This is a genomic window from Asticcacaulis sp. MM231 (assembly GCF_964186625.1).
Classification (GTDB): domain Bacteria; phylum Pseudomonadota; class Alphaproteobacteria; order Caulobacterales; family Caulobacteraceae; genus Asticcacaulis.
The window spans coordinates 1,503,761-1,523,517 of record NZ_OZ075108.1; the positions used below are offsets into that span (position 1 = coordinate 1,503,761).

Below are 19,757 nucleotides of genomic sequence, written 5' to 3' on the forward strand. Positions count from 1 at the left end.
CCTTATTGATCCGCCAGCGTTTTGACGAACTGATAGTGGAACCGGCGGCCGTCCATCAGCGACTGGACACGGATGCGCTCGTTCAGCCCATGGGCGCGGCTGCCGTCCTTATCGACGAAGATGCCGGAAATGCCGTAGGTCGGGATACCGCCGGCAGTCATATAGATGCCGTCGGTCGCCCCGGTCGACATGATCGGCAGGATCGGCGTACCCGGATAGATCTTCGCTGACACGCTCTCGACCGCCGCCATGATCTCAGGGCTCAGCGCCGGCACCGGCGTGGCCGGACTGCGCGGTTCTACGATGGTGACGTGGTTGTTCGGATCGCCAATGGCCTGATCGAGCGTGGCGCGCACGGTCTCGATCGGCGTGCCCGGCAAGATGCGGCAGTTGATATTGGTCGTGGTTCTCTGCGGCAGGGCATTGGTGGCATGTCCACCGTTGATCATGGTCGCCACGCAGGTGGTGCGCAGCATCGAATGCCACTTTTTGTCAGCCGAAACGATGGCGTTGGCCTTGGCGTCGGTCGGGTTCTTCACAAGGGCCAGCATGGCCGCGCCGATATCGCCGCCCTTGATGGCCGCCATGCGGGTGAAATAGGCGCGGGTGGTGTCGTTGAATTCGACCGGGAATTCCAGCGCGCTCAGCTTCGTCAGGTCTCTAGCCATGTCGTAGATGGCGTTGGCCGCTACCGGCTGCGAGGAATGGCCGCCGGGATTGGTCGTCTCGATCTGGAAGTCCTGATAGACCTTTTCTGCCGCCTGAACGCCAAACGTGACCCGTTTGCCGTTTTCATCCAGTTCGCCGGAACCACCTTCATTGATGGCAAAGCCAGCGTCGATCCAGTCCTTGTGGTTCTGCGCCAGATATTCTGCGCCATTGAAAGCGCCTGAGGTTTCCTCGCCGCAGGTCAGCGCCATCTTGATGTCGCGCTTCGGCGTATAGCCTTCCTGACGGTAACGGATCAGCAGATCAGTGAAGATGGCGGCCATCGCCTTGTCGTCCTGCGCGCCGCGGGCGTAGAAATAGCCGTCCTCTTCCACGAGCGTAAAGGGATCGCGCGTCCAGTCGGCGCGGTTGGCCTCCACCACGTCAATATGAGCCAGCAGCAAGATTGGCTTTTTTTTCGAGCCCTTGCCGTGCAGAATGGCGACAAGGCCGCCTTCCTTCGGGTGCTCAGGCACCGAAAAGACGCGCAGATCGGCATCGGGATAGCCGGCGGCTTTCAGCCGTGCCGCCATGCGCTCGGCGGCCAGGGTGCAGTTACCGGCGGAAAGCGTGGTATTGGTCTCGATCAGTTCCTTGTAGGTGGCGCGGAAGGCCGGTTCGCCGTCACCCGATGTGTCGGCCGCAAAGGCGGGGGCAGAGATGGCAAGAACAGCGGTAAAAGCCAGCAGGCTGTGTTTCAGGTGCATATCGGTTCCCCTTATTGATCGGCGTAAAGCTTGACGAGTTTGTGGAAGAAGCGGCGGCCTTCCATCAGCGATTTGACCCCGACATGCTCGTTGAGGCCGTGGATATTGCCTTCGTCCGGCCCCTCGAAGAAGCCATAGAAGCCATAGGTCGGGATGCCGGCGGCGGTGGTGTAGATGCCGTCTGAAGCGCCGGTCTCCATGGTGGGCAGAACCGGCACGCCGGGGTAGACCTCCGCCACCACCTTCTCAATGGGCGCCAGAATATCGCGGCCAAGCGGCGGCGCGGGTGTGGCCGGGCTGGGGGCGCCATTGAGCGTCAGGCTGACCTTGGGATTGTTGATGGCGGTGGCCAAAGCCGCTTGCACCTCGTCGACCTGCGTGCCGGGGAAGATGCGGCAATTGACATTGGCCTTGACCGTCTGGGGCAGGGCGTTGACCGCATGACCGCCTTCGATCATGGTCGCCACGCAGGTGGTGCGTAGCATCGCCTGCCACATGGCGTCCTGCGACAGGCGCGCCTCGGCGGCGGCATCGTGCGGGTTGGCGACAATGGCGCGCATGGCGGCGCCGTCCTCGCCGCCCTTGATATCGGCCATGCGGGTGAAATATTCCCTGGTGGCGTCGTTGATCCTGACCGGAAACCTGTAAGCAGAGACGGCTTTCAGCGCGTCGGCCATATCATAGATGGCATTCTCCGGCACCGGGCGTGACGAGTGACCGCCGGGATTGTCGGTCTCCAGCGTGAAGTCCTGATAGACCTTCTCGGCGGCCTCGACATCGAACGAGACATGCTGGCCCTCAGCATCATCCGCGCCATAGGCGCCTTCATTGATGGCAAAGGCCGCGTCGATCCAGTCCTTGTGATGTTCACTAAGCCATTTGGCGCCGTTGAAGACGCCTTCGGTTTCTTCGCCACAGGTGAGCGCCAGCTTGATATCGCGCTTCGGCCTGTAGCCTTCCTGTTTGTAGCGGATCAACAGGTCGGTGAAGATGGCGGCCTGCCCCTTGTCGTCGGCCACGCCGCGTCCGTAGAACTGGCCGTCTTCCTCGAAGAGGATAAAGGGATCGCGCGTCCAGTCTTCACGCTTGGCGGCCACCACGTCGATATGGGCCAGCAGCAGGATCGGCTTCTTAGTTGAGCCGCTGCCTTTCAGAGTCGCGACCAGCCCGCCGTCGTTCGGCGCGCTATCATGGATAAAGAGATGGATGTCGGTATCGCTGTAGCCAGCGGCTTTCAGGCGAGCTTCCATGCGCTGGGCGGCGAGGGTGCAACTGCCGACGCCGGGCGCGGTGTTGGTTTCGACCAGTTCCTTGAACAAGGCGCGAAAAGCCGGTTCGCCATCGCCGGATCTGTCGGCGGCCACAGCCTGACCCGAAAGCGCCATCAAGGAGGTCAGGGCCAGCAGGAGGGCTTTCAGGCGCATGGGGTGCTCCGCAAAAGAGGTGACGCTAACACCCCTTTCGCGGATGCACAATCTATCGCTTAGCGTCGATCCGACACTTCGATCAGGGCATCGATCTCGACGGCGAAGCCGAGCGGGATCTTGTACATGCCCACCGCCGAGCGGGCGTGTTTGCCGGCGTCGCCGAGCGCGGCCACCATCAGGTCGGAGCAGCCGTTGATGACCTGCGGGATATTGTAGAATTCCGGGCCGGCCTGGACGAAGGCGTTGAGCTTGATAACGCGGACGACGTTGTCAAGATCGCCGTCGGCGGCGGCCTTCATCTGGGCCAGCAGGTTGATGGCGCACAGGCGCGCGGCTTCCACGCCCTGTTCCAGCGTGACATCGACGCCAAGCGTACCCTTGATTCCGCCATTTGCGTCATTTGAGAGTTGGCCGGAGATATGAACGTGATTCCCGGTGCGGACGAACGGCACGTAATTGGCCACCGGCGCGGTGGGGACGGGCAGGGTTAACCCGAGGGCGCGCAGACGATCTTCGGTTTGTGACATGAGGAATCCTTTATGTGGTAAGAGTATGCAGCCGCTCAAGGGTGGCCAGTTGGCCGAGGTTATAGCTGATTTGCGTTCATGACTTCCATCCCCATTTTTACCTTTTGTTACCTTCCCCTTCATCTGACCTTAAGAGAGTCCCTATAGATTGAGGATCGAAAAGCCGGGGGCCGCGCAAGCGGGCGATTCGGTGCAAAAAATAAGATGACGTGGGGCTGAGGGTCTTCAAAATTGAAGGTTTCCGGCGGGGCTCAAAGGTTTTGGAATGATACAGAAGAAAGTCCTTATTGTTGAGGACAACGAACTGAACATGAAGCTCTTTCATGACCTGCTTGATGCGCAGGGCTATGAAACCTTCCAGACCGGCGAGGGATTGTCGGCGCTGACTCTTGCCCGCGAACACCGCCCTGACCTCATTCTCATGGATATCCAGCTTCCCGAAATCTCCGGCCTGGAAGTCACCAAGTGGCTGAAAGAGGACGATGAACTTTCGCACATTCCGGTGGTGGCCGTGACGGCCTTCGCCATGAAGGGCGATGAGGAACGCATCCGCGAAGGCGGTTGTGAGGCCTATATTTCGAAGCCGATCTCCGTCACCCATTTCCTGGATACCGTGCGCCGTTATCTCGGTTAAGGCTGAGGGGGCAAGATGACCGCGCGTGTCCTGATCGTCGATGACATCGCCGCCAATGTGCGCCTGCTTCAGGCCAAGCTGGAGGCCGACTATTACGAGGTGCTGACCGCGCAGGACGGCCGCACCGCCATTGCCAAGGCGGCCAGCGAGCAGCCCGATATCATCCTGCTCGACGTCATGATGCCGGAAATCGACGGCTACGAGGTCTGCCGTCAGCTCAAGAATAATCCTGCTACCCAGCATATCCCGATCATCCTGATCACGGCGCTCGATGGCCGCGATGACCGCTTGTCGGGCCTGGAGGCCGGCGCTGACGATTTCCTCACCAAGCCGGTCGATGACGTGATTCTGATGGCGCGTTTGCAGGCGCTGGTGCGTCTCAAGCAGATGGTCGATGACCTGCGCCAGCGCGAAGCCTCAAGCCGCCGAGCCGGGCTGGTCGATAACGATCTCCTGCAACGGCAGATTTCCGCTACCGGCAATGTGTTGATTCTCGATGACAATCCGCGTCAGGCCGAACGTCTGATGCTGCAACTGGGCGAAGATCACCGCTGCGCCTACGAGACCGATCCGGTGAACGCCATGAAGATCGCCGGCGGGCGCGTCGATCTGGTGGTGCTGAACCTGACCGCCAAGGCTTTCGATCCCCTGCGCTGGGTGGCGCAACTGCGTACCAACGAAGCGACGCGCCAACGCCCCGTCCTTGCCATCATCAATGCCGATGAGCGCAAGATCATGTTCAAGGCGCTGGAACTGGGTGTCAATGACGTGGTGCCGCGCCCGATCGACATGCAGGAACTCCGCGCCCGCGCCAAGACCCAGATCCGCCGCAAGCGCTATGGCGATTTTTTACGCAACTCACTCGATCGCTCACTCGAAATGGCCGTCACCGATCCGCTGACCGGCCTGAACAACCGCCGTTTCCTCGATCACCAGCTCAGCATGGCCATGGCGCGCCATATCACGTCGAAGGATGCTGAGGCCGATATCGTGTCCCTGCTGATGCTCGATATCGACTTCTTCAAGCGCGTCAACGACACCTACGGCCACGATGCCGGCGATGAGGTGATCCGCGAATTCGCCCGCCGTCTCAGCCTGAATGTCCGCGCCATCGACATGCCGTGCCGCTTCGGCGGTGAGGAGTTCGTGGTGCTGATGCCGGGCACCGATCAGGCCGATGCCGTCCATATCGCCGAGCGTGTGCGCTCCCAGGTGGCCGATACCCCGTTTGTGCTGGCCGATGGCCGCGAGCTGGCGGTGACGGTCTCGGTGGGGGTTGCGACCTCGCGCGGCGTGGGCGATGCACCCGAAAGCCTCCTCAAGCGCGCCGACGAGGGCGTCTACGAGGCCAAGCAGTCCGGACGTAATCGCGTGATTGTCCGATCGGCGGCGTAAGCTTGCGGACGGCCCCTTAAAGAGGACCACAGATCAGGCACGGATGCCGCTGCGCGGCGACACGGATAAAGACACGGATTTTATCGGTTGGATGGACTTCGTGTATCAACGAAGCTAGCTCGGTTTGCAACATTGGAATGACGGCTTTGCCGTCAATAGCCGTAAATGACGGCATCGGTCGTATGAAAGATATCCTGAAATCCGTGCCTTCATCCGTGCAGATGCGCTTGGCATCATCCGTGCCTTATCCGTGGTCAACCTTAAATCTCAAAATCCAGACGTAAAAAAGCCGCGCCGAGTATAGGGGGAACTCAGACGCGGCTTCCTTTAAGGTCCTTCGGCGGGGGGGTGCCAAAGGACAATCTCAAGAGGGCTTGATTACTTAATCTTGCCTTCTTTGAATTCGACATGCTTGCGCACAACCGGATCGTACTTCTTCAGCACCATCTTTTCGGTCTTCGTGCGGGCGTTCTTCTTCGTCACGTAGAAGAAGCCGGTGTCAGCCGTCGAGTTCAGACGGATCTTAATGGAGGCTGGCTTTGCCATGACGTAAAGTCCTTAAGGTACGGGTGCGGACCAAAACATCAGTCATGGAGCGCAAATAAACGAGAGGGGCGGAAAATACTCAGGAACGGCGGGAAGTCAAGGACCGATCCGGCATAAAAAGCGTTTTTTCGCTGTAAGACGGGCATAGACGCATTTTTGCCCCGAAGGTCAAGCTATCTGCAACCTTCTACACGGATTTCGGGACAAAACGCCATGACGCATCACCTCGCCGCCGCTCTTATCTTCTCCGGACTGATTCTGGCGGTGCCCGCCCTGGCGGCAGAGCCGAAGGTGCCCTATCAGGTCGCTGAGGCGCTCAAGCTTCATGCCGACGCCGGCAAGAGCAACACGGCGTCCTCCGATCCGCTGACCGATATCACCCGCGTTGATCTGGTCGTGCGCCTGTCCTGCGCCGAGGCCAATTGCGATACGGCGTCGTTCGGCCTGTCGATGGATGGTGTGGCCAATGAGGCGGCGGCCCTGACCTTTGAGGTCGGGGGGGATGGCCGCCTGCAATCGACCCTGACCAAGGTGACGGGCAGCGGGCAGGACAGGGGGCAGACCTTCAAGGTGGCCCTGAAGCCCGATGAGAGCTTTGACCTGCGCATCCACTGGACCCGCAGCGATCGCGTCACCTTCGATCTTTATGGCCGCGATCCGGCCACGGGGTTCGATAGGATGGAAAGCCGCGATGTGCAGCTTTCGGACGGCGTCAAGCAGTTGTCGATGCGCGTCTCCGGCGGCGATCTGACCCTGCTCAAGCAGAGCTACAGCTTCCGCTGAGAGCCTATACCGCCCCACATGAGTGGGGCGGTATAGGCAACCTAACGCTTCTTTTTCTTTTTGGCGTTCTTGACGCCTTGCGGAATGAACCCCTTGGGCCGGCCGCCGGTCTTCGGACCGGGCTTGCCGCTACGGGGCTGGAAGGCCTGACCGGTGCGGGCGCGCACGCCCAGACGGGCGCGCGGCGCGTTCGGATCGGCGGCTTCGGGTTCGCTCAGCATCTTGAAGACCAGCCCGCCGGTGATCGGCATGGCCTCCATCAGCTCGACTTCGATATTCGTGCCCAGACGCCAGCGCTGGCCGCTCCGTTCGCCGATCAGGGCGTGCTGCACATCATCATGGACGAAATAGTCATTGCCCAGCGACGACACCGGGATGATGCCATCGGCGCCGGTCTCGGTCAGCTTCACGAACAGGCCAAAGCGCGTGACGCCGACGATGCGGCCCTGGAAGGTGGCGCCGACCTGATCCTGCAGGAAGGCGGCGATATAGCGCTCAATCGCCTCGCGCTCAGCCTTCATCGAGCGGCGCTCCGTCTCGGTGATGTGCTCGGCGGTATCCTTCAGGGTTTTGATCTCGTAATCCGTCAAACCGTCATCGCCCAGCTTGAGGGCGCGGATCAGGCCGCGGTGGACCACAAGGTCGGCATAGCGGCGGATCGGCGAGGTGAAGTGGGCGTAGTTATCAAGATTAAGCCCGAAGTGGCCGTAGTTCTCCGGCGAATAGTGCGCCTGCATCTGGGTGCGCAGCACCACCTCGTTGATGATCTCGGCGTGCGGACCGTCCTTCTGGCCATCGAGCAGGGCGTTGAAGCGCTCGGTGCGCGGCGGCTCGCCCTTGGTCCAGGGCAGGCCGAGCGTGGCGAGGAAGTCAGCCAGATTGCCGATCTTTTCCAGTGAGGGCGCTTCGTGGACGCGGAAGATCAGCGGCGTCTTGTGTTTTTCCAGCGTTTCGGCGGCCGAGACATTGGCTTGAATCATCATCTCTTCGATGAGTTGCATGGCATCCAGGCTGACGCGCGGCTCGATCTTGATGACCTTGCCCTCGGCATCGAGCGTGATCTTGCGCTCCGGCGAGTTGATATGCAGGGGCTGGCGGATATTACGGCCGCGCGTCAGGCAGGCGTGCGCCTCCCACAGGGGCTTCAGCAGCGTATCGAGCAGCGGGCCGGTCTTGTCGTCCGGCGTGCCGTCGATGGCGGCCTGCGCCTGCTCGTAGCTCAGCTTGGCGGCCGAACGCATCAGCCCGCGCACGAAGCTGTGGCTGAGCTTCTTGCCGGCGGCGTTGAACACCATCCGCACGGCCAGGGTGGCGCGGTTCTCGCCTTCCTGCAAGCTACACAGGCCGGAGGAAAGGACATGCGGCAGCATGGGCTCGACGCGATCGGGGAAGTAGGTCGAATTGCCCTTGTCGCGCGCGTCCTTGTCGAGCGAAGACCCCGGCGTCACATAGTGCGCCACGTCGGCGATGGCGACCCAGACGACATAGCCGCCCGGATTGGCTTCGTCTTCGTCGCGGTGGGCGTAGACGGCGTCGTCGTGGTCTTTGGCGTCGGAGGGATCGATAGTGATGAAGGGCAGGTCGCGCAGGTCGGTGCGTTTGCCAAGGCCAGGCGCCTTGGCGGACTTCGCCTCAAGCTCGGTGTCGGCGTTGAATCCGATGGATAAGCCATGGCTGTGGATCGACATGATCGAAGCCACCTTTGGCTCATCCTCCTTGCCGATGACCTCGATCACCTTGGCGGGCTTGGGGCCATAACGCGTGATGCCGCCGACCGGCGCGGCCACCACCACGTCGCCGTCTTCCAGCGTATCGAGGCCCTGACCGGTGAGGACGTAGTTTTCCTTAGTCTTGCGATTGACCGATTCCAGCCGAATTTCGCTGACGCCCTTGCGCTGGCGGCTGATCCGCACCACGCCGACCACTTTGGGCGCGCCCTGATCGAGCACCTTGATCAGGTGTGCCACCCAGCCGTCGGAGGTCTTTTCGAAGCGCGCAAAGATACGGTCGCCGATGGTCGGCGGCGTCTGGGCGACGGAGGCCTTGAGCGGGGCGAGGCGCGCCAGCGGCGGCTTGACCTTGTCCTTCTTCGTGTCTTCCGGCTTGCCCCACTGCACCCACAGTTCGCCGTCGATATCGCGCTCGACCACTTCGCAGACGCCGGTATCGGGCAGGGCGCCGATGGCGCCGAAGGTCTTGCGACCACGCTTGTCGAGCTGGCCGGCTTCGGAAAGATGCTTCAGGCGCTGGCGCAGCAGGCGGCGGTCGTCGCCCTTGAGACCGAATTGCTTGGCAAGATCGCCGACATCGAGTTCACGATTTGCGTCCAGCGCGTCGAGCAGGGTCTGATCGTCGGGCAGGCCCCTGGCGACTTTTACGATGGGAGATTTCGGTGGCTTGGCGGCGCGGGGCACGCGGGGGAATTTGCTCATGGCCATAATGTAAGGGAGTCTCGCGTTTGAGACCATCCCCCGAGGCACAAAATCCTTATGCGAAGGCAGAAGGGGCCTGATCGGGTGGCAATTGCATCAGGGTGAACCAGTATTGTTCGATGCGCGCCACGATATCGTCATAGGTTTCGGTGGTGACCGGCTTGGTGATGTAGCCGTTGGCGTGGCGGTCATAGCTGCCGATCACGTCCTTGTCGGCGCTGGAGCTTGACAGGATAATGACAGGGATACGCTTGAAGTCAGGATCTGACTTCACCGTCTGGAGAAAATCCTGACCGTGCATGTGGGGGAGGTTGAGATCGAGCAGGATGATATCGGGACGCTTAGCGCCGGCGTGCTCACCTTCGCGGCGCAGGATGCTCAGGCCTTTTTCGCCGGTTTCCGCCACCACGATATCACTGGCGATATTGGCGCGCTTGAAGGCCCGGCGGGTCAGGACGGCGTCGCCCCGATTATCTTCGACCAGCAAAACCTGCGGCGGGCGATCTCTGTCGGCGATATGTGTCATGTAGCGGGTCCATCGTAGCCATCCTGCCGTGATCACAGGTTCGGCTAATTTGTCCCTTTCCGCAAGCGGTTTCCTTCTAAGGAGCCGTTGTTAGTACGCGCAATCACCTGTCCGGTGTTTCGTTTGCTTTTTGACTCAATTCGCGCTTGTTAAGGGCAAAACGGACTCACCTTTGCCGGGAAGGACGACACGACGTGGATCACGATATGAACGTCAACCAATTCATGCCGCATGGCTACTGCTTTCTGTGGCAGCCGGGTATTTTGTGGCTCCATGTCGTGTCAGATCTTGGGATTGTTCTGGCCTATTTCGGCATTCCCCTGGCGCTGATCTATTTTATCAGGAAACGCAAGGATCTGCCGTTTCAGATGGTGTTCGCGCTGTTCGGCGCCTTCATCCTTTTGTGCGGCTTTTCGCACCTTCTTAATATATGGGTGCTGTGGCATCCGGACTATTACTTCGAAGGCGTTATCAAGGCGCTGACCGCCATCGCCTCGATCGCCACCCTGGTCACCATTGTGCGCATGATGCCGAGGGCCCTGGCTCTGCCGAGCCCAAAGCAACTGGCCGACGCCAATGCCAGGCTTGAGGAACTTCACCGGCAAAGTGAGGAGAACAACCGTGCCGCCATGGGCGCCGTGGTCGATAACGTCCTCGATGGCGTGATCACGATTGATGAGAACGACCGCATTCAGAGCTTCAACGCCGCCTGTGAAAGCATTTTCGGTTATAGCGCCGAGGAAGTGCAGGGCAAGCCGATCAGCCTTTTGATGCCCGACCCGACCTATACCGAACACGACCGTTATATCGGCGATTATCTGAATACCGACACCACTGGCCGCGAGGTCAAGGCGCGGCGCAAGGACGGCGCGGAATTCCCGGCCGATCTGTCGGTCAGCGCCTTCGAGATCGACGGCAAGCAGCACTATACCGGTATCGTGCGCGACATCACCAAGGCCAAGCTGGCCGAGGACAGCCGCCAGAGACTGTTGCGCCGCCTGACCGATTCCAATACCGAACTGGAGCGCTTCGCCTATGTCGCCTCGCACGACATGCAGGAGCCTTTGCGCATGGTGCTCAATTTCAGCCAGATCGTCGCCAAGGACTATGCCGACAAGCTTGATGACGACGGGAAGGAATATCTCAAAATCATCGGCAATTCGGCGATGCGGATGCGCGACATGGTGCAGGACCTGCTCGAATATGCCCGCGTCGACAAGGAAGGCTTCCGCTGTTCCGATGTCGATATGCGCACCGAACTGGTGCACGTGCTCGATAACCTGCGCGCCCTAACCAGGGAGAGCCTGGCGGTCATCACCTATGACACCCTGCCGCGTCTCAAGGGCAATGGCGTGCAACTGATGCGCCTGATGCAAAACCTCGTCACCAACGCCATCAAGTATCAAAAGCCGCGCCGCCTGCCTGTCATCCATATCGGCGTGGCGGACGAGGGGGATATGTGGAGGTTTTCGGTGAAGGATAACGGCATGGGCATTGATGAGGCCTTTGTCGGCCAGATTTTCGAACCCTTCCGTCGCCTGCATAGCTGGGATGGCATCCAGGGTACGGGGCTGGGCCTCGCGGTCTGCCGCAAGATCGTAGAGAACCACGGCGGCCGCATCTGGGCGACATCGGAGCCGGACGTCGGTTCCACCTTTTTCTTTACGATCCCGAAAGACCTTAAGAGCGTATAATCGTTCACAGGAGTGCAAAACATGGTCAATCTGCTTATCCGAGAAGGGCGCGCAGCGGAAATCATGCTGGTGGAGGATAATCGCGGCGATGCCCTGCTGGCCTCACGCGCCTTTCGACAGGCCGAGATCGACAACAACCTGACCGTAGCGGAAACGGCCGAGACGGCCCTGTCGATGCTCAGGCGCGAGGGGGATTACGCCGGGATGCGTCTGCCGGATCTCATCCTGCTCGATCTCAACCTGCCAAAGATGAGCGGCAAGGAACTTCTTAGCCTTATAAAGAACGACGAGGGCTTGCGTCATATCCCGGTGATCATCCTGTCCAGTTCTGCCGCCGAGCTCGATATTGCCGGCAGCTATGGTCTTCACGCCAATGCCTATATCGTCAAGCCGCTCAATCTGGAGAACTTCACCGACGTCGTACGGTCGATCGAGCAGTTCTTCTTCATGCTGGCCGTTCTGCCGGGGGGCGATTGACGTAAGGTAATATAGTTACTTGCCATCTTCCTGCATTCAGTCGGCGATAACTTGCCTGCGGCTAATTTGTGACAGGCATGCAAAATAAGTTGCCCCTTGACGTTGCGGAAATATTGCCATCTCGCCAGTAACATAACACTGTCGTGCTTGTGACGGTGTTTTTCATGCCGCCACACGACTTAAGGCTGGTCCGTAACGGTCACGGCATTACTTATTGCATCGCAATATGTGTCCGGCCGGGCGAAGCCTGGGTTGCCGCCATAACAAAAATAAAACTCGCAGGGTCCAATGAAACACACGCTCACTCTGGCGCTTCTGGCGTCCATGGTTTCCATGCTGCCGTTCGCAGCCCACGCCCAGTCCTATGACCGTCTGGTCAGCTTTGGCGACTCGCTCAGCGACCCGGGCAACCTGTTCACCGCCACCGGCCAGCCGCCCGCCCCCTATAATCGCCGCTTCACCAACGACCTGGTGTGGAACGAATATCTCGCCGGCAGCGGTCTGAACTTCTTTGGCTCGCCCGCAACCATCAACAGCGGCAATGTCTATTACGGCTGGGGCGGGGCGCGTTCGGATTCCGCCGCCAACTCCAGCGGTCCCATCCCCGGCACGCCGACCCAGATCGGCGCCTATCTGGCGCGCGGCGGCACCTTTGGGGCCAATGACGTCGTTTCATTGTGGGCCGGCGCCAACGATATCTTCCAGGCGCTGCCAACCGCTGCTGCCAACCCCTCGACCGCCTCGGCTTACATGACCGGCATCGCCAGCACGGCGGCCGGTAATGTCAGCAGCCAGGTTGGGCAACTGGCGACCGCCGGCGCAAAGACCATCGTCGTCATGAACCTGCCCGATCTCGGTTCGACGCCGCAGTTCAACACCAGCGTCACCACATCGAGCCTGACCACCTACACCACGGGCGTCTTCAACACCGCACTCGACACCGGCCTCAACGCGGCGGCAGCGGCACATAGCGATACCAATATCGTCGAGGTCGATATCCGTTCGGCCTTCGGCGCCATCGTCGCCGATCCGCAAGGCTTCGGGTTCACCAATGTCACCCAGGCCTGCATCACTGTGACGGCCTGCGTCACCGGATCGCAGGAGACCCGCAACGGCTATCTGTTCTGGGACGGCGTCCACCCGACGGCTGCCGGTCATCAACTGGTGGCCAATCTGGCCGCGCAATATCTCTACACGCCCACCCTGACCCGCGGTGTCGGAATGCTGGCTGAGCAAGGCTACACCACCCGCCGTGCGATTCAGGCCGAGATGGGCTCGCTGCTGCATCGCGCCACCGGCGAGGGCTATTTCATCCAGATCGTCGGAGCGCAAGGATCGCGCGACACGTCGCTCGCCATGCAGGACGGCATCGGGGGTGATGACGCCAACTCTGACGTCAAGGCCTATGATTACAGCCTGGCCGGGGTTCGCGCGGGCGCCGTGCAGTCGATCGGCACTGCCACCACCTTTGGCTTTGGCGTCACTGCCCTGACCGGTGATGCCAAGGGCTTCCTCGTCACCGCCAAGCCGACCGATCTGAGCTTCGATCTGGGCCTTGACTGGCGTCCCGGTCGTTATTTCATTACCGCGACTGCGGGCGCCGGCATCACCAGCTTCAGCGATTATGAACGCCATACGCTGATCAACGCCTTCCGCGAGACGGTCAATCATGTCGATACCGCCGCCTATTCGGCGCAGGTCCAGACCGGCTTCGATCATGCCATGGGTGGCTGGACGGTCACGCCGGTGGCGCGCCTGTCTTATGCCAGCGCGACGATGAAGGGCTTCAAGGAGCGCGGCACGGTGGCGGCGGTCGGCTTTGAGGACCGCAAGGTATCGGCGCTGTCTGGCACGGTCGAACTCCAGGCCAGTGGCAAGCTTAGCGAAAATGTGTCCTTGAGTGGCGTGCTGGGTTATGAGGCCGTGCTAAGCGGCGATCAGGAAGACCTGCGTGGCAAGCTGATCAACAACACGGCGCAGGCCTTCGCCACCGATATGGGCGATGTCGGGAGCCCCGGCGTACTGGTCGGCATTGGTCTGGAGCGGAAGATGGGCGGCTATTCACTGTCGGCGCAGTATCGTGGCACCTATGGTTCGGACAGCCAGCAGGACCAGACGGCGCTGATCTCGTTGAATAAGGCGTTTTAGGGAAACGAGTCCTTATACCTCCCCGGTTTACCGGGGAGGGGACCGCCGCGCCAGCGCTCAAGCAGCGAAGCGATAGCGCAACATTTGTAGGCGCGTTGGTGGTGGGGCTTCTTAACTTCAAGACGAACTGATCAAGCCGGCGGCGATATTGATCGTCAGGGCCAGAACCGTGGCGTTGAAGAGATAGGCCGTCACGCAGTGGATCAGGCCAATGCGGCGCATATTGGTGGTGGCGAAATCGACATCCGCTGTCTGGCCCGATGTGCCGATGACAAAGGCGAAATAGAGAAAATCCATATAGTGCGGCGCCTTGGTGCCGGGAAAGATTAGCGACGGCTCGCCCTTGTTGCGCGGCAGTTCGGCATAATAGCCGTGGGCGTAATGGAAGGCGAAGGCGATGTGGATATAGGTCCAGGCGGTGATCAGGGTCAGGCCGGAGAGGGCGACATGCCAGGCTTTTGCCGCGTCGCTGACGTTCTGTGTGGTCGCCAGTTCGCCGATGATGGCGACGAAACTCAAAATAGCCGCCAGAATCGACAGCAGGAGAATCACCCCTTCGCCATCGTCATAAAGGTGGGCGTGGCTTTCGAGGCTGGCGCGATCGGCGGTTAACATGGCCTGAAGCGCAAGGGCGATGTAGGGAACCGTGAAACAGTTCCACGCGATCAGGGCGCTGGTGATGCCGTTGAGGTGCGTGAAACCAAGGCAAAAACCCAATACCGCAAGGCCAGTCAGCAGCGAAAAGACAAGTTGGGGTTTGTGGCGCAGATATCGGATAACGGTGAGATTTAAAAAGCCGGTCTTGCGTGACGTCATAGTTATGTAAAACTCTTGTCAGTTGTGTGACCTATGTTAGGCTCTTTGATCTGCCGCTTGTCAATTTTGCAATGGGGGAGCAACGAGGTTTCGCGTATGACGATCGCTTTCGAACACGGTATTGAACTGCCGCAACCGCCGCATCAGGTTTTTGCCCTCCTGGCAGACTATTCCAAGGTGCCGTTGTGGCTCAAGCGCTGCGAAGGCGTGGCCAAGGCAAGTTCGGGCCCTAACAAGGTGGGCGACAAACTGCGCTATGCCTATTGCGAGAGTGGCCGCCACGGATTGATGGACGGCGTGATCACCGCCTATGAGCAGGATCGTCACATGGCTTACCGCTATTTCGACAAGATGATGGCGGTGGTGGTCGAGTTCCACATGGAGCCTTCCGGCGAGGGCACGCGGCTGACCCACCTGATAGACATCACCCCGCATAGCTTCATGGCCAAACTGATGTCGCCGGTGTTCAAAATGAAGCTGCCGAAACAGACCATCCAGACGACGGAAAATATTCGCGACTTGCTGGCGAAGGAAGCGGTCAGTCTATAGATCGTATAGCTTCGCCCTCGCGGTAAATGCCTCATGGGCAGCGGAGAACTCCGTCTTCAGGCGGCTGACCAGATCGGCGACCGGCAGCACTTCGTGGATCGAGCCGACGCCCTGGCCGGCGGACCAGATCGTCTTCCACGCCTTGGCCTCGCTGTTCAGTTCCTCGGCCATGTCGATCTTGTGGTGCGGGTCCTTGGCCGCCGCCGGATCGAGGCCGTTGGCAATAAGCGAGGGTGTCAGGAAGTTGGCGTTGATGCCCGAAATAGCATCGGTATAGGTGATGTCCTTGGCCGTGCTCTCGATCAGCATTTCGCGGTAGCCCTCGACGGCGCGGGCCTCGGTGGTGGCGATAAAACGCGTGCCCATATAGCCAAGGTCGGCGCCGGCCATCAGGCCCGCCGCCACATCGGCGCCGGTCGATTGCGCGCCGGAGAGCAGGAGGGTGCCGCTGAAGAACTCGCGGATTTCATTGATCAGGGCGAAGGGGTGCTGATTGCCCGCATGACCGCCGGCGCCGGCCGAAACCAGGATCAGGCCGTCGACACCGGCCTCCATCGCCTTGCGGGCGTGGCGGGCATTGATGATGTCATGGAACACCACGCCACCGTAAGAATGGACGGCATCGACGATATCCTTGACCGCGCCGAGCGAGGTGATGACCAGCGGCACCTTGTGCTGGACGGTGATCTGGATATCGGCCATCAGGCGCGTATTGGTGTTGTGAACGATCAGGTTGACGCCGAACGCGGCATCTTCGGGGCCTAAGCTGCCCTTGATCTCATCCAGCCATTCCGCATAGCCTTCCGAAGTGCGCTGGTTGAGGGCGGGGAAGGTGCCGATCATGCCGGCCTTGCAGGTGGCGATGACGATCTCCGGACCGGAGACAAGAAACATCGGCGCGGCGACCGCCGGAAAGCGCAGGTTCTTGGTCAGGGAAGCGGGAATGGCCATGATGTTTCCTCTTATATTAGCTCAAGCGTCGCATGGCTTACGCGCAAACGTGCGCGGCGCACGGTCGCGCTTGCCAAAATGCGGTCGGCATTTTAGAGATAACATTTACAGAAATTGACGTTCGCGTAAAGTTCAAAATCCATATCTCTTGCTTATTTGGCGGTCGCGTCTATATCCAGCTCATGAGCCATTATACCGATAATCTGACCCAATTAGGTGGCGGCAATGCTGTCGCCAGCGATCCCGCCCTGGCCGTGCTGGAGCGCGTGCCCAATCCGCATAGCGATGTCGACTATGTCGCGCGCTTCACGGCGCCGGAATTCACCTCGCTGTGCCCGGTGACCGGCCAGCCGGACTTCGCCCATCTGGTCATTGATTATGTGCCAGGGGACTGGCTGGTCGAGTCGAAATCGCTCAAGCTGTTCCTGACCAGCTTCCGCAATCATGGCGCCTTCCATGAGGATTGCACCATCTATATCGCCAAGCGCCTGAAAGACCTGCTCGACCCGCGCTGGCTGCGCATCGGCGGTTTCTGGTATCCGCGCGGCGGCATCCCGATCGATGTTTTCTGGCAAACAGGTGAAGCGCCCAAGGGCGTCTATGTGCCAGACTTCGGCGTGCCCACCTATCGCGGTCGGGGCTAAGCGCAGGTGAGGGGGCTTTGGGGCAAATGGTGGTTTAGGGGCGTCGTGATCATTGGCATCGCGCACGCCATCATTTTGCTGCCAGCCTTGTTGCTTGTACTACTTTCGCAAACCAAAGTTCTCGACTTTGCTGGCGGCGCCGTTGTGAATATAAAATGGCTGACATACCTCGTCCTGTCGCTGACAGTTTGGGCGCTTATCGAAGTTATTAAGCTTTTTCGGAAGGCTTAAGCTCAGGAAAACCTTGCGGGTGCTCGAACTCGCGGTCCAGCCTATCGGCCCAATCTTTTTCTATACCCTTTGGAAAAACATAGCGTTGTGGATAGGTGTTAGGCTCTGTAACCGGTTTACATACAGTCATGACATCTTGCCAACTCCGCACCAAAGGCACGGTCATATCTGTTGGAGCTAGAATAACCACATCTGTTTGTGGAAGCAGCGTACTTATATTTGCAGCTAGGGTTGAAAAACTGGTCAATTTATCATTATCTTCAATCGCATCGAATGTGGCGACGAAAACATCACGACCTGTTTTCTTGAAATATTCTTCCAGTGTTGCCTTCTGATTTTGATAGGTATTAAGCGTGTGGAGCGTCTTTAACCTGTCAATTGCAGGATACTTTCCCTGCGCCGAATCGGCCGGATACCACTTGCCGTTTTTTAGAACCAAGGGCATAAGCGAGACAGGACGGACGTCTTTCGAATATTCACCTTCGACTATACGGGCAAAAAGATCGTGATTGCCTCGGTCGGTTGAGCCAGTAACCTCTATCAGGCTGCGGGATACAGCCACGACAATGACATCACCTTTGATGTCGAGCTTTCCAAAAGCACTAGGTATCAACAGAGCCGAGGGATCAAAAAAATCACCACTGCTCAGTAGATAAATACCACGTTGAACAGCTTCAAATTCAATGCTTTTGAAGCGTTTGAGATTGTCCATAGCCAGCGGGAAAACATCGTCGAATGTCTTTCCCCAATCCTTGAGCTGATCAGATGTAACGCTACCGATTGCATCTGGCGTATTGACCACAAGCATGACGCTGAGTGATTCCGCAAATGGCCGACTTATAGCGGCCATTTCGGCTATCATGGACCTATCATTTACAGCCATCCACATATTCTCGACATAGTCTCTTCCTCGAATGGCTGGCAGTATGTCTGGAAGTATTTGCTCGAATGTCTTCTTATTTTTTTCTTGTTCTTCAGAATAAAGTGAAGAGTTGATCAGAATTTCTATGTTTTTGGTTTTGTCTGCCTCTGTTTCTGCAGCAAGCCAGTCTTTGTAAATATTGCCTAGATAAACCCATCCGCCATTATTACCTAAATCAAGGGAAAAATCTGCTTGATTGTAGGTGATAGAATGCGTCCAGCCTCTGGCTTTGTAATGGGTGACGACAAGCGCAGCAAAATCATCATGCTCTTTTTTCGTTGGTTCATTGCTCATAGTCGTCCCCCGATAGTGTCATAAATCGCTAACCCGGAATTTCAACTCTGCCAATAGCTAACCCGTGACTCATAATCGGGACGTTCGCGTTCCAGCGGCGCTTCGGTGGGGGTGCCCAGGAAGATCCAACCGGCGACATTTTCGCCCTCGGTCAGACCAAGCAGCGCTTTGGCGTCGTCTTCATAGGAATACCAGTCGGTGATCCAGTTAGCGCCATAGCCTAAGGCGCCGGCGGCGATCAGCATGTTCTGGCAGACAGCGGCGGCGGAAAGCTGCTGCTCCCACAAAGGCTTCTTGTACGGAAACACCGGACTGGAAATCACCAGCAGGGCTTCCGGCGGGATCGACAGCTTTTGCAGCGCGCCCACGGCCTTGCGATCATCGCGGCTCTCGGCCAGTGTTTTCAGTTTTTCGACCAGTTTCGCCTTACTCTCCGGCGTAAAGCGCACGATGCGCCACGGCCCAAGCTTGCCGTGATCGGGCACACGAAAGCCAATTTTGATCAACAGATCGATCTCGTCTTGCGAAGGGGCGGGCAGGCCAAGCGTCGGGGCCGGCGCGCTGCGGCGGTGAAACAGCGCATCGAGCACCTCGGCCGATTTTTTCTGCGGTATGGGCTGGCCGAATGCGATCGGCGTCTGGTCAAAGTCGGGCAAGGACATGCTATGGCTCACGGTGAAGAATCTCTCGTCAGCATATAGGTGAGCCGTGGCCGATAAAACACCCAACCTGCCCTCCTGGGACAATGAAACGCGCGCCGCTGCCCGCAGGGGCTGGCAAAGCCTGACCTCGCAAACGGTTTTCGAGAACCCGTGGATCAGGATCGAGAGCCATGATGTCATCGCGCCCACCGGCAATCCCGCGCATTACGGCCTGGTCAAGTTCGCCAACCGCGCCATCGCCGTCCTGCCGCTGCACGATGACGGCACGGTGTCGCTGGTCGGGCAGTCGCGCTTTGCGGTCGGCGCTTATAGCTGGGAATTGCCCGAAGGCGGCGGCCCGATGAACGAAGATCCGCGCCAAGCCGCCATCCGTGAACTGCGCGAGGAGACCGGCATGGAGGCGGCGGAGGTGCGCGAAATCCTCGGCTTCGATATGTCGAATTCGGTGACCGACGAGGTGGCGGTGATCTATCTCGCCACCGGCCTGACGCCCGGTGAAAAGGAACCCGACGAGACCGAGGCCTTCGACTATGCCCGCGTGCCGTTCCGTGACCTGCTGGAGGCGGTGATAAAAGGGCAGGTTCGCGATGGCTTAACCGTTGTCAGTGTATTGCGGGTACACCATATGGCGGTCACAGGCGAATTGCTCCCGCATTTGCGAGATGCTATACTCCGCTAGAAATT

At 59.3% G+C, this 19,757-nt stretch carries 19 protein-coding genes; 9 read left to right on the top strand and 10 right to left on the bottom strand.

Going from position 1 to position 19,757, the window contains the following annotated elements; genetic code table 11:
• Positions 1–2: 2 nt before the first annotated feature.
• From ABQ278_RS07365 to ABQ278_RS07375, 3 genes are read right to left on the bottom strand one after another with little or no spacing between them, the layout of a single operon-like run.
• Positions 3–1,415 carry a M20/M25/M40 family metallo-hydrolase gene (locus tag ABQ278_RS07365; protein WP_349321902.1) on the bottom strand — a complete coding sequence of 471 codons (1,413 nt, stop codon included), beginning with the start codon at positions 1,413–1,415 and terminating at the stop codon, positions 3–5.
• An 11-nt stretch (positions 1,416–1,426) separates the two neighbouring features.
• Positions 1,427–2,839 carry a M20/M25/M40 family metallo-hydrolase gene (locus ABQ278_RS07370; protein ID WP_349321903.1) on the bottom strand — a complete coding sequence of 471 codons (1,413 nt, stop codon included), beginning with the start codon at positions 2,837–2,839 and terminating at the stop codon, positions 1,427–1,429.
• 59 nt (positions 2,840–2,898) lie between these two features.
• Positions 2,899–3,369 carry a RidA family protein gene (locus ABQ278_RS07375; RefSeq protein WP_018079808.1) on the bottom strand — a complete coding sequence of 157 codons (471 nt, stop codon included), beginning with the start codon at positions 3,367–3,369 and terminating at the stop codon, positions 2,899–2,901.
• Positions 3,370–3,637: 268 nt separating this feature from the next.
• On the opposite strand from ABQ278_RS07375, the gene ABQ278_RS07380 reads away from it, so the two are divergent.
• Together ABQ278_RS07380 and ABQ278_RS07385 are read left to right on the top strand one after the other, a co-directional pair.
• Positions 3,638–4,003, top strand: coding sequence for a response regulator (locus tag ABQ278_RS07380; RefSeq protein WP_162149112.1), 366 nt, complete (start codon positions 3,638–3,640; stop codon positions 4,001–4,003).
• Positions 4,004–4,018: 15 nt separating this feature from the next.
• Positions 4,019–5,398, top strand: coding sequence for a PleD family two-component system response regulator (locus ABQ278_RS07385; protein ID WP_349321904.1), 1,380 nt, complete (start codon positions 4,019–4,021; stop codon positions 5,396–5,398).
• Positions 5,399–5,776: 378 nt separating this feature from the next.
• On the opposite strand, the gene rpmG is transcribed toward ABQ278_RS07385, so the two are convergent.
• Positions 5,777–5,944, bottom strand: a complete 168-nt coding sequence (gene rpmG, locus ABQ278_RS07390) for a 50S ribosomal protein L33 (protein ID WP_018079812.1) — start codon at positions 5,942–5,944, stop codon at positions 5,777–5,779.
• A 213-nt stretch (positions 5,945–6,157) separates the two neighbouring features.
• Between rpmG and ABQ278_RS07395 the strand changes: the two genes are divergently transcribed.
• Positions 6,158–6,727 (top strand): hypothetical protein, encoded by a 570-nt coding sequence (locus ABQ278_RS07395; RefSeq protein ID WP_349321905.1) that lies wholly within the window; start codon positions 6,158–6,160, stop codon positions 6,725–6,727.
• 41 nt (positions 6,728–6,768) lie between these two features.
• Here the strand turns inward: ABQ278_RS07395 and rnr are convergent, their stop codons facing one another.
• Positions 6,769–9,165, bottom strand: coding sequence for a ribonuclease R (rnr, locus tag ABQ278_RS07400; RefSeq protein WP_349321906.1), 2,397 nt, complete (start codon positions 9,163–9,165; stop codon positions 6,769–6,771).
• A 49-nt stretch (positions 9,166–9,214) separates the two neighbouring features.
• Complete coding sequence (locus ABQ278_RS07405; protein WP_349321907.1) at positions 9,215–9,685, bottom strand: response regulator; 471 nt, start codon at positions 9,683–9,685, stop codon at positions 9,215–9,217.
• Between the two features lie 206 nt (positions 9,686–9,891).
• Between ABQ278_RS07405 and ABQ278_RS07410 the strand changes: the two genes are divergently transcribed.
• The 3 genes from ABQ278_RS07410 (at position 9,892) to ABQ278_RS07420 (ending at position 14,004) form a co-directional block, all read left to right on the top strand.
• Positions 9,892–11,379, top strand: coding sequence for an ATP-binding protein (locus ABQ278_RS07410; RefSeq protein ID WP_349321908.1), 1,488 nt, complete (start codon positions 9,892–9,894; stop codon positions 11,377–11,379).
• A 21-nt stretch (positions 11,380–11,400) separates the two neighbouring features.
• Complete coding sequence (locus ABQ278_RS07415) at positions 11,401–11,856, top strand: response regulator (protein WP_349321909.1); 456 nt, start codon at positions 11,401–11,403, stop codon at positions 11,854–11,856.
• 288 nt (positions 11,857–12,144) lie between these two features.
• The gene (locus ABQ278_RS07420; protein WP_349321910.1) at positions 12,145–14,004 is read left to right on the top strand and encodes an autotransporter domain-containing protein; all 1,860 of its coding nucleotides are present in this window, start codon (positions 12,145–12,147) and stop codon (positions 14,002–14,004) included.
• 117 nt (positions 14,005–14,121) lie between these two features.
• Here the strand turns inward: ABQ278_RS07420 and ABQ278_RS07425 are convergent, their stop codons facing one another.
• On the bottom strand, positions 14,122–14,820 hold the full coding sequence (locus ABQ278_RS07425; RefSeq protein WP_018079819.1) for a DUF1345 domain-containing protein: 699 nt from the start codon (positions 14,818–14,820) through the stop codon (positions 14,122–14,124).
• A 96-nt stretch (positions 14,821–14,916) separates the two neighbouring features.
• Here ABQ278_RS07425 and ABQ278_RS07430 point away from each other — a divergent pair, with 96 nt between their 5' ends.
• Positions 14,917–15,369, top strand: coding sequence for an SRPBCC family protein (locus ABQ278_RS07430; protein WP_349321911.1), 453 nt, complete (start codon positions 14,917–14,919; stop codon positions 15,367–15,369).
• Here ABQ278_RS07430 and ABQ278_RS07435 read toward each other — a convergent pair.
• A complete protein-coding gene (locus ABQ278_RS07435) occupies positions 15,364–16,320 on the bottom strand; it encodes a nitronate monooxygenase family protein (RefSeq protein WP_349321912.1) in 957 nt (318 codons plus the stop codon). The genes ABQ278_RS07430 and ABQ278_RS07435 overlap by 6 nt on opposite strands.
• 182 nt (positions 16,321–16,502) lie before the next feature.
• On the opposite strand from ABQ278_RS07435, the gene queF reads away from it, so the two are divergent.
• Positions 16,503–16,964, top strand: a complete 462-nt coding sequence (gene queF / locus ABQ278_RS07440; RefSeq protein WP_349321913.1) for a preQ(1) synthase — start codon at positions 16,503–16,505, stop codon at positions 16,962–16,964.
• Positions 16,965–17,172: 208 nt separating this feature from the next.
• On the opposite strand, the gene ABQ278_RS07445 is transcribed toward queF, so the two are convergent.
• Both ABQ278_RS07445 and ABQ278_RS07450 read right to left on the bottom strand, forming a co-directional pair.
• A complete protein-coding gene (locus ABQ278_RS07445; RefSeq protein WP_349321914.1) occupies positions 17,173–18,411 on the bottom strand; it encodes a hypothetical protein in 1,239 nt (412 codons plus the stop codon).
• A gap of 41 nt (positions 18,412–18,452) precedes the next feature.
• Positions 18,453–19,073 carry a nitroreductase gene (locus ABQ278_RS07450; RefSeq protein WP_349321915.1) on the bottom strand — a complete coding sequence of 207 codons (621 nt, stop codon included), beginning with the start codon at positions 19,071–19,073 and terminating at the stop codon, positions 18,453–18,455.
• Positions 19,074–19,119: 46 nt separating this feature from the next.
• Here ABQ278_RS07450 and ABQ278_RS07455 point away from each other — a divergent pair, with 46 nt between their 5' ends.
• Positions 19,120–19,752, top strand: coding sequence for an NUDIX hydrolase (locus ABQ278_RS07455; protein ID WP_349321916.1), 633 nt, complete (start codon positions 19,120–19,122; stop codon positions 19,750–19,752).
• Positions 19,753–19,757 lie beyond the last annotated feature (5 nt).